14 protein-coding genes and 1 other RNA gene are annotated in these 13,332 nt (G+C 65.4%); 5 read left to right on the forward strand and 10 right to left on the reverse strand.

Features of this window, described 5'->3' with window-relative positions; genetic code table 11:
• Position 1: 1 nt before the first annotated feature.
• The 9 genes from mraY to rsmI all read right to left on the reverse strand — a co-directional run bounded on the left by mraY (position 2) and on the right by rsmI (position 8,938).
• Positions 2 to 1,084, reverse strand: a complete 1,083-nt coding sequence (gene mraY, locus NJG22_RS10925; RefSeq protein WP_134691063.1) for a phospho-N-acetylmuramoyl-pentapeptide-transferase — start codon at positions 1,082 to 1,084, stop codon at positions 2 to 4.
• Positions 1,084 to 2,451, reverse strand: a complete 1,368-nt coding sequence (gene murF, locus NJG22_RS10930) for a UDP-N-acetylmuramoyl-tripeptide--D-alanyl-D-alanine ligase (RefSeq protein WP_253094497.1) — start codon at positions 2,449 to 2,451, stop codon at positions 1,084 to 1,086. The genes mraY and murF overlap by 1 nt, the downstream gene beginning before the upstream one ends.
• The gene (locus NJG22_RS10935; RefSeq protein ID WP_253094498.1) at positions 2,444 to 3,907 is read right to left on the reverse strand and encodes a UDP-N-acetylmuramoyl-L-alanyl-D-glutamate--2,6-diaminopimelate ligase; all 1,464 of its coding nucleotides are present in this window, start codon (positions 3,905 to 3,907) and stop codon (positions 2,444 to 2,446) included. The genes murF and NJG22_RS10935 overlap by 8 nt, the downstream gene beginning before the upstream one ends.
• Positions 3,907 to 5,637 (reverse strand): penicillin-binding protein 2, encoded by a 1,731-nt coding sequence (locus NJG22_RS10940; protein ID WP_253094730.1) that lies wholly within the window; start codon positions 5,635 to 5,637, stop codon positions 3,907 to 3,909. Before NJG22_RS10940 ends, NJG22_RS10935 begins: the two co-directional genes overlap by 1 nt.
• Positions 5,637 to 5,930 carry a cell division protein FtsL gene (gene ftsL / locus NJG22_RS10945; protein WP_134691069.1) on the reverse strand — a complete coding sequence of 98 codons (294 nt, stop codon included), beginning with the start codon at positions 5,928 to 5,930 and terminating at the stop codon, positions 5,637 to 5,639. Before ftsL ends, NJG22_RS10940 begins: the two co-directional genes overlap by 1 nt.
• Positions 5,927 to 6,868, reverse strand: coding sequence for a 16S rRNA (cytosine(1402)-N(4))-methyltransferase RsmH (rsmH, locus tag NJG22_RS10950; RefSeq protein ID WP_253094732.1), 942 nt, complete (start codon positions 6,866 to 6,868; stop codon positions 5,927 to 5,929). The genes ftsL and rsmH overlap by 4 nt, the downstream gene beginning before the upstream one ends.
• Before the next feature lie 2 nt (positions 6,869 to 6,870).
• Positions 6,871 to 7,326, reverse strand: coding sequence for a division/cell wall cluster transcriptional repressor MraZ (mraZ, locus tag NJG22_RS10955; protein WP_011535546.1), 456 nt, complete (start codon positions 7,324 to 7,326; stop codon positions 6,871 to 6,873).
• Positions 7,327 to 7,635: 309 nt separating this feature from the next.
• Positions 7,636 to 7,995: RNase P RNA component class A (rnpB, locus tag NJG22_RS10960), an RNA gene on the reverse strand.
• 67 nt (positions 7,996 to 8,062) lie between these two features.
• A complete protein-coding gene (gene rsmI / locus NJG22_RS10965; protein ID WP_366518794.1) occupies positions 8,063 to 8,938 on the reverse strand; it encodes a 16S rRNA (cytidine(1402)-2'-O)-methyltransferase in 876 nt (291 codons plus the stop codon).
• Between the two features lie 189 nt (positions 8,939 to 9,127).
• Between rsmI and NJG22_RS10970 the strand changes: the two genes are divergently transcribed.
• The 5 genes from NJG22_RS10970 (at position 9,128) to NJG22_RS10990 (ending at position 12,838) form a co-directional block, all read left to right on the forward strand.
• Complete coding sequence (locus NJG22_RS10970) at positions 9,128 to 10,945, forward strand: penicillin-binding protein activator (RefSeq protein ID WP_253094499.1); 1,818 nt, start codon at positions 9,128 to 9,130, stop codon at positions 10,943 to 10,945.
• Positions 10,945 to 11,316: a YraN family protein gene (locus tag NJG22_RS10975; protein ID WP_253094500.1), complete on the forward strand. Its 372-nt coding sequence runs from the start codon at positions 10,945 to 10,947 to the stop codon at positions 11,314 to 11,316. Before NJG22_RS10970 ends, NJG22_RS10975 begins: the two co-directional genes overlap by 1 nt.
• Before the next feature lie 88 nt (positions 11,317 to 11,404).
• Positions 11,405 to 11,998 carry a phosphoheptose isomerase gene (locus NJG22_RS10980; RefSeq protein ID WP_134691079.1) on the forward strand — a complete coding sequence of 198 codons (594 nt, stop codon included), beginning with the start codon at positions 11,405 to 11,407 and terminating at the stop codon, positions 11,996 to 11,998.
• Positions 11,995 to 12,573, forward strand: a complete 579-nt coding sequence (locus tag NJG22_RS10985) for a BON domain-containing protein (protein ID WP_134691081.1) — start codon at positions 11,995 to 11,997, stop codon at positions 12,571 to 12,573. The genes NJG22_RS10980 and NJG22_RS10985 overlap by 4 nt, the downstream gene beginning before the upstream one ends.
• Before the next feature lie 46 nt (positions 12,574 to 12,619).
• Positions 12,620 to 12,838, forward strand: a complete 219-nt coding sequence (locus NJG22_RS10990; protein WP_253094502.1) for a YgdI/YgdR family lipoprotein — start codon at positions 12,620 to 12,622, stop codon at positions 12,836 to 12,838.
• 48 nt (positions 12,839 to 12,886) lie between these two features.
• On the opposite strand, the gene NJG22_RS10995 is transcribed toward NJG22_RS10990, so the two are convergent.
• A complete protein-coding gene (locus NJG22_RS10995) occupies positions 12,887 to 13,321 on the reverse strand; it encodes a ClpXP protease specificity-enhancing factor (protein WP_253094503.1) in 435 nt (144 codons plus the stop codon).
• Positions 13,322 to 13,332 lie beyond the last annotated feature (11 nt).

Genomic DNA, 13,332 nt, shown 5'->3' on the forward strand with positions numbered 1-13,332 from the left:
TTTACCTCAGTTTCAGGGTGGCAAGGCCGATCAGCACCAGGATCACGGTGATGATCCAGAAGCGGACGATCACCCGAGGCTCGGGCCAGCCCTTGAGTTCAAAGTGGTGGTGAATCGGCGCCATGCGGAACACGCGCTTGCCGGTCAGCTTGAAGGAGGCCACCTGGATGACCACCGACAGGGTTTCCATGACGAACACGCCGCCCATGATGAACAGCACGATTTCCTGGCGCACGATCACCGCGATGGTGCCCAGCGCGGCGCCCAGCGCCAGGGCGCCGACATCGCCCATGAACACCTGGGCCGGGTAGGTGTTGAACCACAGGAAGCCCAGGCCGGCGCCGATCAGCGCGCCGCAGAACACGATCAGCTCGCCGGCGCCCGGCACGTAGGGGATCAGCAGGTATTCGGCGAACTTCACGTTGCCCGACAGGTAGCAGAAGATGCCCAGCGCGCCGCCGACCATCACCGTCGGCATGATCGCCAGGCCATCGAGGCCGTCGGTGAGGTTGACCGCGTTGCTCGAGCCGACGATGACGAAATAGGTGAGCACGATGAACCCGGCACCCAGCGGAATGGCCAGGTCCTTGACCATCGGGATGATCAGCGTGGTTTCGACGCTGGTCGGCGCGGTCTGGTAGAGGAAGATCGCCGCCGCCAGGCCAAATACCGATTGCCAGAAGTACTTCCAGCGGCTCGGCAGGCCACGGGAGTTCTTCTCGATCACCTTGCGGTAGTCGTCGACCCAGCCGATGGCGCCGAACGCCAGGGTGACGATCAGCACCACCCACACATAGCGGTTGCTCAGGTCGGCCCACAGCAGGGTGCTGATGGCGATGGCCGACAGGATCAGCGCGCCGCCCATGGTCGGGGTGCCGGACTTGGACAGATGCGATTGCGGGCCGTCGTTACGCACGGCCTGGCCGATCTGGCGGATCTGCAGGGTACGGATCATCCACGGGCCCAGCCACAGGGCCAGGGACAGCGCGGTCAGTACACCCAGAATCCCACGCAGGGTCAGGTACTGGAAGACCGCGAAGCCCTTGTGGAACTGTTGCAGATACTCGGCCAACAGCAGCAGCATTAATGTTTCTCCCCGCGAGCTTCGCACAATGCCGCCACGACGTTTTCCATCGCAGCGCTGCGCGAGCCCTTGATCAAGATAGTGGTATCGCTGGCGGTCTCGGCGCTAACGGCATCGATCAGCTCAGCTTGAGTAGCGAAATGGCGGGCATTGTTGCCGAACGCCTGAACAGCATGGGCCATGTTGGTGCCCACCGCGTACAGCGCGTCGACCTTGCCGCGGGCGTAGCCGCCCACCTGCCGGTGACCTTCCTCGGCCCATTGCCCCAGTTCGCCGATATCCCCGAGCACCAGGACGGTGCGGCCGGAAAAGCCGGCGAGTATATCAATGGCGGCGCACATCGAGGTGGGATTTGCGTTGTAGCTGTCGTCGATCACGCGCACGCCGTTCGCGGCTATCTGCGCCACGGTGCGGCCCTTGACCGGTTGCACGGCGCCGAGCCCGGCGGCGATACCGTTCAGGCTCAGACCGACGGCGTGAGCGGCAGCGGCAGCGGCCAGGGCGTTGCTGACATTGTGGGTGCCGAGCAGGTTCAACTGCACCGGGACGCTGCCGTCCGGGCCGTGCAGGGTGAACGACGGGCAGCCACGGGCATCGCGGCCAATGTCACTGGCATGGAAGTCGGCCTGCGGGTTGTCCAGGGCGAAGCTGACTACGCGGTGACTGCCGGCACGCTTGCGCCAGATATCGAACGCCTTGTCGGCCAGGTTGAGAATGGCCGTGCCGCCCTCGCCCAGGCCCTCGAGGATCTCGCCCTTGGCCTCGACGATCTTTTCCGGGCCGCCGAATTCGCCAACGTGGGCGGTTCCAGCGTTATTGATGATGACCACCTGCGGCCGGGTGAGGCCGACGGTGTAGCGGATCTCGCCAATGCGCGACGCGCCCAGTTCAATGACCGCGGCGCTGTGCTCCGGGGCGATCTCCAGCAGGGTCAGCGGTGCGCCAAGGTCGTTGTTCAGGTTACCCCGGGTGGCATGCACCGGGCCGCGGGTACGCAGGATCGCGGCAAGCATTTCCTTGACCGTGGTCTTGCCGCTGGAGCCGGTGATGGCCACCACCGGTTTGTCGAACGCGGCGCGGTTCAGCGCGCCTAGCTGTCCGAGGGCGACGCGGCAGTCGGCGACCACCAGCTGCGGCAGGTCGACACCGACGACCTCACGCTCGACCAGCGCGGCGACGGCGCCTTTGGCCTTCACGTCGGCCAGGTAGTCGTGGCCATCGAAGCGCGGCCCGGTCAGGGCAACGAACAGTTGGCCGGCAGCGACGCTGCGGCTGTCGATGCTGACGCCGGTGAAACTGGCATCGGCGCCTGCCAGGCGCGCACTCAGGGCGCCAGCCAGCTGGCTGAGTGTCATGGGCTTAAGCATGTGGTGCCTCCCAGGCGGCAAGGGCCTTGTCGGCTTCGACCAGGTCGGAGAAATCATGGCGCTGGCCATTGATCTCCTGGTAATCCTCGTGCCCCTTGCCGGCCAGGACGATCACGTCGTCGGCCTGGGCGCTGGCGATCAGCTGGGCAATGGCTGCACCACGACCGGCGACGAACTCGACAGCGGCAGGCTTGGCGAACCCGGGGCGAATGTCGTCGAAGATCCGCTGGGGGTCTTCGCTACGCGGGTTGTCGTCGGTGACCAGCACGCGATCGGCCAGGCGCTCGGCCACTTCGGCCATCAGCGGGCGCTTGCCGGCGTCACGGTCGCCGCCGCAGCCGAACAGGCACAGCAGCTTGCCGTGGGCGTGCGGGCGCAAGGCCTCGAGTACCTTTTCAAGGGCATCCGGGGTGTGCGCGTAATCGACCACCACCAGCGGTTTGTCGCCGCCCCCCAGGCGCTGCATGCGGCCGATCGGCCCTTGCAACTGCGGGATGACCTTGAGAATTTCATCCAGCGGGTAGTCCAGCGCCATCAACGTGGCCACCGCGGCGAGCATGTTGCTCAGGTTGAAGCGGCCCAGCAGGCGGCTGCGCAAGGCATGTTCGCCCTGGGCGGTGACGACCACCGCGCGCACGCCATCGTCATTGAAGCTGGCTTGCTTGCAGAACAGCGTCGCGCTGCGGTCCAGCAGGCTGTAGCTGATCAGCCGTGACGAGGCAGGGCTGTCGGCCAGGCGGCGACCGAACTCATCGTCCAGGTTGACCACCCGGGCGCGCAGGCTTGGCCAGGCGAACAGCTTGGCCTTGGCGGCCTCGTAGGCCTCCATGCTGCCGTGGTAGTCCAGGTGGTCGCGGGACAGGTTGGTCATCACCGCGATATCGAAGTCGAGCGCAGCCACCCGGCCCTGCTCCAGGGCGTGGGACGACACTTCCATGGCCACGGCCTTGGCGCCGGCGCTCTTCAGGTCGGCCAGGGTCGACTGCACGGCAATCGGGTCCGGGGTGGTCAGGCGACCGCTTTGCAGCTCGCCATGGAAGCCGGTGCCCAGGGTGCCGATCAGGCCGCAACGCTGACCAAGGGCATCGAGTGCCTGGGCCAACAGCTGGGTCACGCTGGTCTTGCCGTTGGTCCCGGTCACGCCGACCAGGTCGAGCTGGCGGCTGGGTTCGCCATAGAAGCGCCCGGCGATCTGCGACAACTGACCGATCAGGCCCCTGACCGGAATCAGCGGCGCATCGGTGATCGGCAGCACGCTGGCACCCTGCTCTTCATAGGCCACCGCAGCGGCACCGCGGGCCAGGGCGTCGACAACATGGTCACGACCATCGACCTTGGCGCCCGGCACGGCCAGGAACAGGTCGCCCGGTCGCACGGCGCGGCTGTCCAGGGTCAGCTCGCGGATCAACGGATCGCGGCTGGCATAGGCGAACAGCTTGCTCAATGGCATTGTCATCAACCACGCCCTCCCTTGGCGGGTACTGCGCTGGCTTGCTGCGTCGAGGACGGCGGCAGGTTGTCCGGCGGTACATTCATCAGGCGCAGGGTGCCCGACATCACTTTGCTGAAGACCGGGGCCGAGACCAGGCCGCCGAAGTAGCCGCCCTTGCTCGGCTCGTCGATGACCACGACGATCGCGTAGCGCGGGTCGCTCATCGGGCCGAAGCCGGCGAACAGCGAGCGGTAGGCGTTCTCGGTGTAGCCCTTGGAACCCACAGTGGCTTTACGCGCCGTACCCGACTTGCCGCCTACGTGGTAGAACGGCACCTGCGCGCGGAACACCCCGCGCGGCGCCTCGATCACTTGCTGGAGCATGCCCTGAACGGTCTCGGCGGTTTCCTTGGGGATCGCCTGGACTGCTTCCGGGGTCTTGTCGACCTTGAGGATCGACAGCGGCACCATCTTGCCGTCGTTGGCCAGGGCGGCGTAGGCATGCACCAGTTGCAGGGCGGTCACCGACACGCCGTAGCCATAGGACAGCGTGGCGGTCTCGGCCTTGCGCCACTCGCGGTGGTTGGGCAGGTTGCCGACGCGCTCGCCGGGAAAGCCAAGGCCGGTGTACTGGCCCAGGCCGACCTGGGACATGACCCGGTAGATGGCTTCGCCACCGATATCGAAGGCGATCTTGCTCATGCCGACGTTGGACGAGTTGATCAGGATGCCGGTCAGGTCGAGGATCGGCCCTTCGCTGCGCGACACGTCCTTGATGGTGTAGCGGCCGATCTGCAGGCTGCCCGGGTACACCTCGACCTTGTCGGTGACCTTCCAGCGGCCGCTTTGCAAGGCGGCGCTCATGGAAATCGGCTTGACCGTCGAGCCTGGCTCGAACACGTCGATGATCGCCCGGTTGCGCATTGCGGCAGGGAACATGCTGCGGCGGTTGTTCGGGTTGTAGGTCGGCTGGTTGACCATGGCCAGGACTTCGCCGGTCTTGACGTCCATGATCACCAGGCTGCCGGCCTTGGCTTCCTGCTCGGCGATGGCGTTGCGCAGCTCGCGGGTGGCCAGGTACTGCAGGCGCAGGTCTATCGACAACGCCAAGGTCTTTCCGGCCTTGGCGTTCTTGGTAACCTGGATGTCCTTGATCAGCCGGCCGCGCCGGTCCTTGATCACCTGGCGCTTGCCAGGCACCCCGGCGAGCCATTCGTCATAGGCCAGCTCCACACCCTCGCGGCCGTGGTCGTCAAGGTCGGTGAAGCCGACCATGTGGGCGGTGACATCACCGGCCGGGTAGAAGCGGCGGAACTCCTCCAGGCCATAGACGCCCGGCACCTTGAGGTCGAGCACGTGCTGGCCCTGTTCCGGGGTCAGGCCACGGACCAGGTAGATGAATTCCTTGTTGGCCTGCTGGGTGAGGCGCTCGACCAGCTGCTGCGGGTTCTGCCCCAGGGCGGCGGCCAGTTGCGGCCAGCGCTCTTTCGAGGCCTGCATTTCCTTGGGGTTGGCCCACAGGGTGGTGACTGGGGTACTGACGGCCAGGGGCTCGCCGTTGCGGTCGGTGATCAGGCCGCGGTGCGCAGGGATCGGAATGTGCCGCAGGCTGCGGGCATCGCCCTGGCCCTTGAGGAAGTCGCGGTCGACCACCTGCAGGTCGATGATGCGCCAGCAGATGGCACCGACCATCAACGCCAGCAAGCCGATCACCACCCGGAAGCGCCAGGGGTAGAGTGCGCCTTCGAGCTTCATCATGGCGCCACCATCCGCACTTCGTCAGCCGCCGGCACGCGCATCTTGAGCTGCTCGGAGGCCAGGCTCTCGATGCGGCTGGCCGCGGTCCAGGTGCTTTGCTCGAGGATCAGCCGGCCCCATTCGGCCTGGGCTTTGTCGCGCTCGCTCAGCTCGCCGTAAAGGGTGTTGAGCAACTGACGGTTCCAGTGCGCGCTGTAGGACACGGCGATAGCCGAAATCAGCACGCCGACGAACAGCAGAAGCATCAGGAAGCTTCCGCCTGGCAATGGCTTGGCGAACAGCCGGCTCACCGCAACTTCTCCGCCACCCGCATCACGGCGCTGCGCGACCGCGGGTTGGCCTTGAGCTCGGCATCGGAGGCGAACTGCGCCTTGCCGATGAGCTTGATCTTCGGCTCGAAGACCTTGTGCTGCACCGGCAGGTTGCGCGGCAGGTTGTCCGCCTCGCCCTTGACCAGCTTGCGCATGAACAGCTTGACGATACGGTCTTCCAGCGAGTGGAAACTGATCACCGCCAGGCGGCCACCGACTTCAAGGGCATCGAGCGCGGCCTCAAGGCCGGCCTCGAGGTCGCCCAGTTCGTTGTTGACGTGGATTCGCAGGCCCTGGAAGGCGCGGGTCGCCGGGTTCTTGCCCTTTTCCCAGGCCGGGTTGGCGACCTTGAGCACCTCGGCCAGATCGGCGGTACGGGTGAACGGCTGCTTCTCGCGGCGCTCGACCACGGCGCGCGCCATGCGGCCGGCAAAACGCTCCTCGCCGTATTCCTTGAACACCCGGGCAATTTCTTCGACGGTGGCGGTGGCGATGAACTCGGCGGCGCTGACGCCCTGGGCAGGGTTCATGCGCATGTCCAGCGGGCCGTCGTTGAGGAAGCTGAAGCCGCGCTCGGGGTCATCCAGCTGCGGCGAGGACACACCCAGGTCGAGCAGCACGCCACTGACCTTGCCGTCCAGGCCGCGGGCGCGCACTTCGTCGCCGAGCTCGGCAAAGCTGCGCTGCACAATGACAAAGCGGCCGTCTTCGGCCGCCAGCGCTTGCCCGGTGGCAATCGCCTGAGGATCCTTGTCGAACCCCAGCAGCCGCCCCTGGGGCCCGAGCTTGCTGAGGATCAGGCGGCTGTGGCCGCCACGCCCGAAGGTGCCGTCCAGATAGCAACCGTCGGCGCGCAAGGCCAATGCCTCGACAGCTTCGTCGAGCAGGACGGTGATGTGGTTGAAGCCGCTATCTATGGTCACAGGATCAGGTCACGCAAATCATCGGGCATGGCGCCCGGTTGTTGAATAGCTGCGAGGTCGGCTGCCGAAACCGCGTTCCAGGCATCCTCATCCCACAGCTGGAATTTGTTCAGCTGCCCCACCAGCATCGCCTTCTTGTCCAGCTTGGCGTACTCACGCAGGCGTGGCGGCACCAGGAAACGCCCACTGCCATCGAGCTCCAGGTCCACCGCATTACCGATCAGCAAACGCTGCAGGCGGCGGTTTTCCTCACGCAACGATGGCAAGGCGCGCAACTTGGCTTCTATCTGTTCCCACTCATCGAGGGGATAAACACACAAGCAGGGGTCAACGGCGTCGATGGTCACGATCAGTTGACCATTGCAACGCGAATCGAGCTCGTCACGGTACCGGCTCGGCATGGCGAGACGGCCCTTGGCATCGAGACTGACGGCGTTGGCTCCGCGGAACACGGTTGTGATTCCCCACAATGTTAGCTTTTTTGTGTCAGAAAACCCACTTCATCCCACTTTCTGCCACTTGCGCACACTATAGGAATCCGCCCGCCACACCGTCAAGGCACGTTCATAAGGAAATCCCTTACAGGACGGCGATTTAGCGCAACAAAGGAAGGCCGAAGGAATACTGGAGAGGAAAAATGACGGGAAAAATCAAACACACTCAAGCGGATAGAGTGCGAAGTTAAAGTGATTTATTAAGAATAAGATTTTTTTGGTATTACCAGGACACATCTGCTATCGATTCAAGCAGGGAAGGAAGAGGTGGAGAGTCGATCTGTAAGCCGGGTTTTGTCGAGGACAGTCATTCCTCTACGACGGCCATCACTGGACGCCTCTAGCAACCTACCCGGTTCCGACGCGGGCCACGCCGTATGGAACCCTATTTGGTCTTGCTCCGAGTGGGGTTTACCTAGCCACGGACTGTTGCCAGCCGTGCGGTGCGCTCTTACCGCACCTTTTCACCCTTACCGGCACCGAAGTGCTTAGGCGGTTGTTTTCTGTGGCACTTTCCGTAGGCTCGCGCCTCCCAGGCGTTACCTGGCACTCTGCCCTATGGAGCCCGGACTTTCCTCCCCCGCCCCTTGCGGAACAAAAGACGGCAGCGACTGTCCGATCGACTCTCCGCCGCCAAGGTTACCGGGACACGCGCTCGAGAACAAGCGAGACGACAACTAATGTCACTACGCCATTATTCGGCTTTCTGTTTCTCCAAGGCCAATTGGTAGAGCAGGTTCTTGCGCACACCGGTAATTTCCGCCGCCAATGCCGCCGCTTTCTTCAGCGGCATCTCGGCCAGCAGCAAATCCAGCACGCGCTGGGCTTCGGCACTGATTGCCTGCTCCCCCTCCGGGGCGCTCCAGCCAGCCACCAGCACCACGCACTCGCCACGCTGCTGGTTGCTGTCGCCCTGCACGAACCCGCGCAACTCAGCCAACGGCAAGCCCTTGAGGGTCTCGAAGGTCTTGCTGATCTCGCGCGCCAGCACAGCCGGGCGCCCACCACCGAACACCGCCTCCATGTCTTCCAGGCACTCCAGGATACGGTGCGGCGCCTCATAGAAGATCAAGGTCCGCGGCTCTTCCTTGACCTGCTCCAGGCGCGCCCGACGCCCGGCCGCCTTGGCCGGCAGGAAGCCCTCGAAGATGAAGCGGTCCGAGGGCAACCCCGCCGCCGACAATGCGGCGATCAACGCGCAGGCACCCGGCACCGGCACCACCTGCACCCCGGCGGCGCGCGCCTGACGCACCAGGTGATAGCCCGGGTCGGAAATCAGCGGCGTGCCGGCATCGGACACCAGCGCCACATCGTCACCCGCCAGCAAGCGGGTAATGAAGCGCCCGCCCTCGTCGCGCTCGTTGTGCTCATGGCAGGCCGCCAGCGGCGTATCGATGCCAAAGTGCTGCAGCAGGCGCACCGAGTGGCGGGTGTCCTCGGCGGCGATCAGGCTGACCTGGGCCAGCACCTTCAGCGCCCGCGCGCTCATGTCGTCGAGGTTGCCGATGGGCGTGGCCACCACATACAACTTGCCCAACGCGGAATTCGAAACCCCTGCACCATCAGTCACTGCGCACACCTGCTTTCACGGATCAAAGGCCGCCATTGTAGCCCGAGCACCGGCAACAGGGCGCAAAGAACTTCGTCCTGCGCCACGCGCCAGCCACCTATAGTGAAGGTTCACCGTCGGCAACATCGCGCCGGGCGCGAGGCTTGGGTACAATTGCCGGCCAACTTGATCGAGTAACAGGACCTTTACATGATCGCTTGCCTGCGGCTGCTCACAGCCCTCTGCCTCGCTGCCCTGCTGGCAGCCTGCGCCAGCTCGCCCTCATCCAACCTGGGCGAACTGCCGCGCACCCCGGACGCCAGCATCGAGCAACTGCTCGACAAGGCGGCTTCCAGCAAGTCTGCCGAGGACGCGGCCCTGCTGCGCCTGAGCGCCGCCGACCTGGCCTACAAGCAGAAGGACTTCCCGCGCGCGGCTCGCATCCTCGAGCAAGTGCAACTGGAGCCACTCAAGCCTGCCCAGCAAGTGTTCGCCTCGACCCTGGCCGCTGAGCTCGCCATGAGCCGCAACCAGCCCAAGGCCGCCTTGACCGCCCTCGCCCACCCCAGCCTGCAACGGCTCGGCGAACTGCCGGACGAGCAGCAGGTGCGCACCTACAGCGTGCACGCCGCCGCCCTCGAGGCCGACGGCCAGGCCCTGGCCGCCGCCCAGCAGCGCGTGGCACTGAGCCCGCTGCTCAGCGGCCAGGCCGCCGCCAGCAACCAAGACGCGATCTGGGCCCTGGTCGCCGCGCTGCCCGCCGACCAGCTGCAGCAGCCGACCACCAACGAAACCCTGGCCGGCTGGACCAGCCTGGCCTTCGCCGTGAAAAGCGCCGGCACCCTCGAGCAGCAACAAGCCGCCATCGATACCTGGCGCAACCAGCATCCGCAGCATCCGGCCGCCAAGCAACTGCCCACGGCGCTGGTCAAGCTCAAGGAACTGGCCAGCCAGCCGCTGACCAAGATTGCCCTGCTGCTGCCCCAGGAAGGCCCGCTGGCCGGTGTCGCCCGCGCCCTGCGCGACGGCTTCATGGCCGCCCACTTCCAGGCCCAGCAAGGTGGCCAGCCGGCGCCGGCGGTGCAGGTGTTCGACAGCTCGCGCATCACCTCCCTCGACGACTTCTACCGCCAGGCCCAGGCCGCCGGCGTGCAACTGGTGGTCGGCCCGCTGGAAAAACCGCTGGTGAAGAAACTCGCCGCCTACCCGCAGTTGCCGATCACCACCCTGGCGCTGAACTACGCCGATGCCGGGCAGAAAGCCCCGCCGCAGCTGTTCCAGTTCGGCCTGGCCGCCGAGGACGAAGCCCGCGAAGTGGCTCGCCGCGCCCGCGCCGACGGCATGGTCCGCGCCGTGGCCCTGGTGCCGAGCGGCGAATGGGGCGACCGCGTGCTGGCCGCCTTCCGCCAGGACTGGGAAAGCAACGGCGGCACCCTGCTCGCCGCCGAGCGCATTGCCCAGCCCGTCGCCCTGGCCCAGCAGATTGCCCAGCTGTTCCAGCTGCGCCAGAGCGAAGCCCGGGCCAAGAGCCTGCAGAGCACCGTGGGCGGCAACATCGCCGCGCAACCGTCGCGCCGCCAGGACATCGACTTCATCTTCCTCGCCTCGACCCCGCAGCAGGCCCAGCAGATCAAGCCGACCCTGAACTTCCAGTACGCCGGCGACGTGCCGGTCTACGCCACCTCCAACCTGTACAGCGCCAGCGGTGACGTGAACCAGTACAACGACATGAACGGCATCCGCTTCTGCGAAACGCCATGGCTGCTCGACACCAGCAACAGCCTGCGCCAGCAGGTGGTCCAACAGTGGCCGCAGGCCGCCGGCAGCCTCGGCCGCCTGTACGCCATGGGCGTCGACGCCTACAGCCTGGCGCCACGCCTGGGCCAGCTCAAGGCCCTGCCAGACAATCGCGTCGAAGGCCTGTCCGGCAGCCTGAGCATGAACCCCAGCCAACGCGTGGAACGCCAGCTGCCGTGGGCCGAGTTCGCCGGCGGCCAGGTCAAACGCCTGCCGGACACCCCGCGCTGATGCCCAGCGCATCGCCCGGTTGCGCCGGCCAAGCGGCTGAAGACCAGGCCCTTGCCTTTCTGCAAGGGCATGGCCTGCAGCTGCTGACGCGCAACTGGCGATGCACCGGTGGCGAGCTCGATCTGGTCATGCTCGATGCCGATACAGTAGTATTCGTCGAAGTCCGCTACCGGTGGCACGCGCAGTTCGGCGGAGCGCTCGGCAGCATCGATGGGCGCAAGCAGCAGCGACTGGCGCTTGCCGCCAACCTTTTCCTGCAGCACGAGCCCCGCTGGGCCGATCAACCCTGCCGCTTCGACGTCGTCGCGCTGCAGGGCCAGGGCCATGCCGGGCAACCGCTTCAATGGCTGAAAAACGCCTTCGAATGCTGAACCCTATTCGATTTTTTTGCTCTATGTTTCGCGGGCTGGTCACTGTTGCGCGCCGCGCCAGCCACCGCCCCACTTAAGGTCACACCAGATGGACATGCAATCCCGAATTCGCCGGCTGTTCCAGGCCAGCATCGACACCAAGCAACAGGCAATGGACATCCTGGCACCCCACATCGAGCAGGCCAGCCTGGTCATGGTCAACGCCCTGCTCAGCGACGGCAAGATGCTGGCCTGCGGCAACGGCGGTTCGGCCGGCGACGCCCAGCACTTTTCGTCGGAACTGCTCAACCGCTTCGAGCGCGAGCGCCCGAGCCTGCCGGCCATTGCCCTGACCACCGACAGCTCCACGCTCACCTCGATCGCCAACGACTACAGCTACAACGAAGTGTTCTCCAAGCAGATCCGCGCCCTGGGCCAGCCCGGTGACGTGCTGCTGGCGATCTCCACCAGCGGTAACTCGGCCAACGTGATCCAGGCGATCCAGGCCGCGCACGACCGCGAAATGATTGTCGTCGCCCTGACCGGCCGTGACGGCGGCGGCATGGCCTCGCTGTTGCTGCCCGAGGACGTGGAAATCCGCGTCCCCTCGAGCGTCACCGCGCGCATCCAGGAAGTCCACCTGCTGGCGATCCACTGCCTGTGCGACCTGATCGACAGCCAACTGTTCGGGAGTGAAGAATGATCCCCAAGCGTCTCGGCCTGATGGCCCTCACTTTGTGCCTGGGCCTGTCCGGCTGCAGCTCGGTCCTGACCTCGGCACGCAACTCGCCGATCGAGGATGACCGCGGCACCCGCACCATCGGCAGCAAGATCGACGACTCGCTGATCGAGACCAAGGTCTCGGTCAACATCGCCAAGGCCAACCCGGACCTGGACAAGGGCTCGCACATCGTCGTCAGCAGCTACAACGGCGTTGTCCTGCTGGCCGGCCAGACCCCGCGCGCCGACCTCAAGTCCCTCGCCGAGCAGACCGCCGGCCAGGTACAACGGGTCAAGAAAGTGCACAACGAGCTGCAGGTGATGCAACCCTCGTCGATTCTGGCGCGCAACAACGACGCCTGGCTGACCACCAAGATCAAGACCCAGATGCTGACCGACGAAAACGTCCCCAGCTCGCGGATCAAGGTGATCACCGAAAACGGTATCGTCTACCTGCTCGGCCTGGTGCGCCAGCAAGAGGCCAACGCCGCCACCAACGTGGTGCAGGGCGTGTCGGGCGTGCAGAAGATCGTCAAGCTGTTCGAATACATCGATTGACCCTCTCGCCGGCTTGCCGGCGAACCTACCCCACCAGGAAACACCCATGAAGAAGTTGTTGCTGCCCACCCTGCTGATCGGCGCCTTCGCCACCCTCGCCGGCTGCTCGACCCCGAGCGTCATCGTCCTCAACGACGGCCGCGAACTGCAGACCACCGACACCCCGCACTACGACCGCGACTCCGGCTTCTACGAATTCAAGCAACTCGACGGCAAGCCGACCCGCATCAACAAGGACCAGGTTCAGACCATCAAGGACCTGTAATCGGCACCGCGGCAAAAAAAAGGCGATCCATCCGGATCGCCTTTTTTGTTACTTGACCACCTTCAAACTGGGTCGACCGCTCGGACGCGGCGGCTGCCCACCACCTGGCGGCGGCCCCTGGTCATCCGGCTCGACGCTGTCGTCGGCGAGGTCGTCCTCATCGTCGTCCAGCGGCGGCTCCAGCTCGAAGACCATGCCCTGGCCGTTCTCCCGGGCATAGATGCCCAGGATTGCGCTGGCGGGCACATAGAGCGAGTGGGCGACACCACCGAAGCGCCCTTCGAAGCTCACCGCCTCGTTGTCCATGTGCAGGTTACGCACGGCACTGGGCGAGATGTTCAGGACGATCTGGCCATCGCTGGCGAAACCTTGTGGCACCTGGACCGCCGGGTATTCGGCATTGACCAGCATGTGGGGCGTGCAATCGTTGTCGACGATCCACTCGTACAGCGCGCGAACCAGATAGGGGCGACTGGAGTTCATCAACGGCTCCT

The sequence above is a fragment of the Pseudomonas sp. VA159-2 genome (genome assembly GCF_024126635.1).
In the GTDB taxonomy this organism is placed as follows: Bacteria; Pseudomonadota; Gammaproteobacteria; order Pseudomonadales; family Pseudomonadaceae; genus Aquipseudomonas; species Aquipseudomonas muyukensis.

Excerpts from the sequence above, each read along its gene's own strand:
- mraY (WP_134691063.1), bottom strand. The coding sequence starts at position 1,084 with ATGCTGCTGCTGTTGGCCGAGTATCTGCAACAGTTCCACAAGGGCTTC.
- murF (WP_253094497.1), bottom strand. The coding sequence starts at position 2,451 with ATGCTTAAGCCCATGACACTCAGCCAGCTGGCTGGCGCCCTGAGTGCG.
- NJG22_RS10935 (WP_253094498.1), bottom strand. The coding sequence starts at position 3,907 with ATGACAATGCCATTGAGCAAGCTGTTCGCCTATGCCAGCCGCGATCCG.
- NJG22_RS10940 (WP_253094730.1), bottom strand. The coding sequence starts at position 5,637 with ATGAAGCTCGAAGGCGCACTCTACCCCTGGCGCTTCCGGGTGGTGATC.
- NJG22_RS10970 (WP_253094499.1), top strand. The coding sequence starts at position 9,128 with ATGATCGCTTGCCTGCGGCTGCTCACAGCCCTCTGCCTCGCTGCCCTG.
- NJG22_RS10975 (WP_253094500.1), top strand. The coding sequence starts at position 10,945 with ATGCCCAGCGCATCGCCCGGTTGCGCCGGCCAAGCGGCTGAAGACCAG.
- NJG22_RS10980 (WP_134691079.1), top strand. The coding sequence starts at position 11,405 with ATGGACATGCAATCCCGAATTCGCCGGCTGTTCCAGGCCAGCATCGAC.
- NJG22_RS10985 (WP_134691081.1), top strand. The coding sequence starts at position 11,995 with ATGATCCCCAAGCGTCTCGGCCTGATGGCCCTCACTTTGTGCCTGGGC.
- NJG22_RS10990 (WP_253094502.1), top strand. The coding sequence starts at position 12,620 with ATGAAGAAGTTGTTGCTGCCCACCCTGCTGATCGGCGCCTTCGCCACC.
- NJG22_RS10995 (WP_253094503.1), bottom strand. The coding sequence starts at position 13,321 with ATGAACTCCAGTCGCCCCTATCTGGTTCGCGCGCTGTACGAGTGGATC.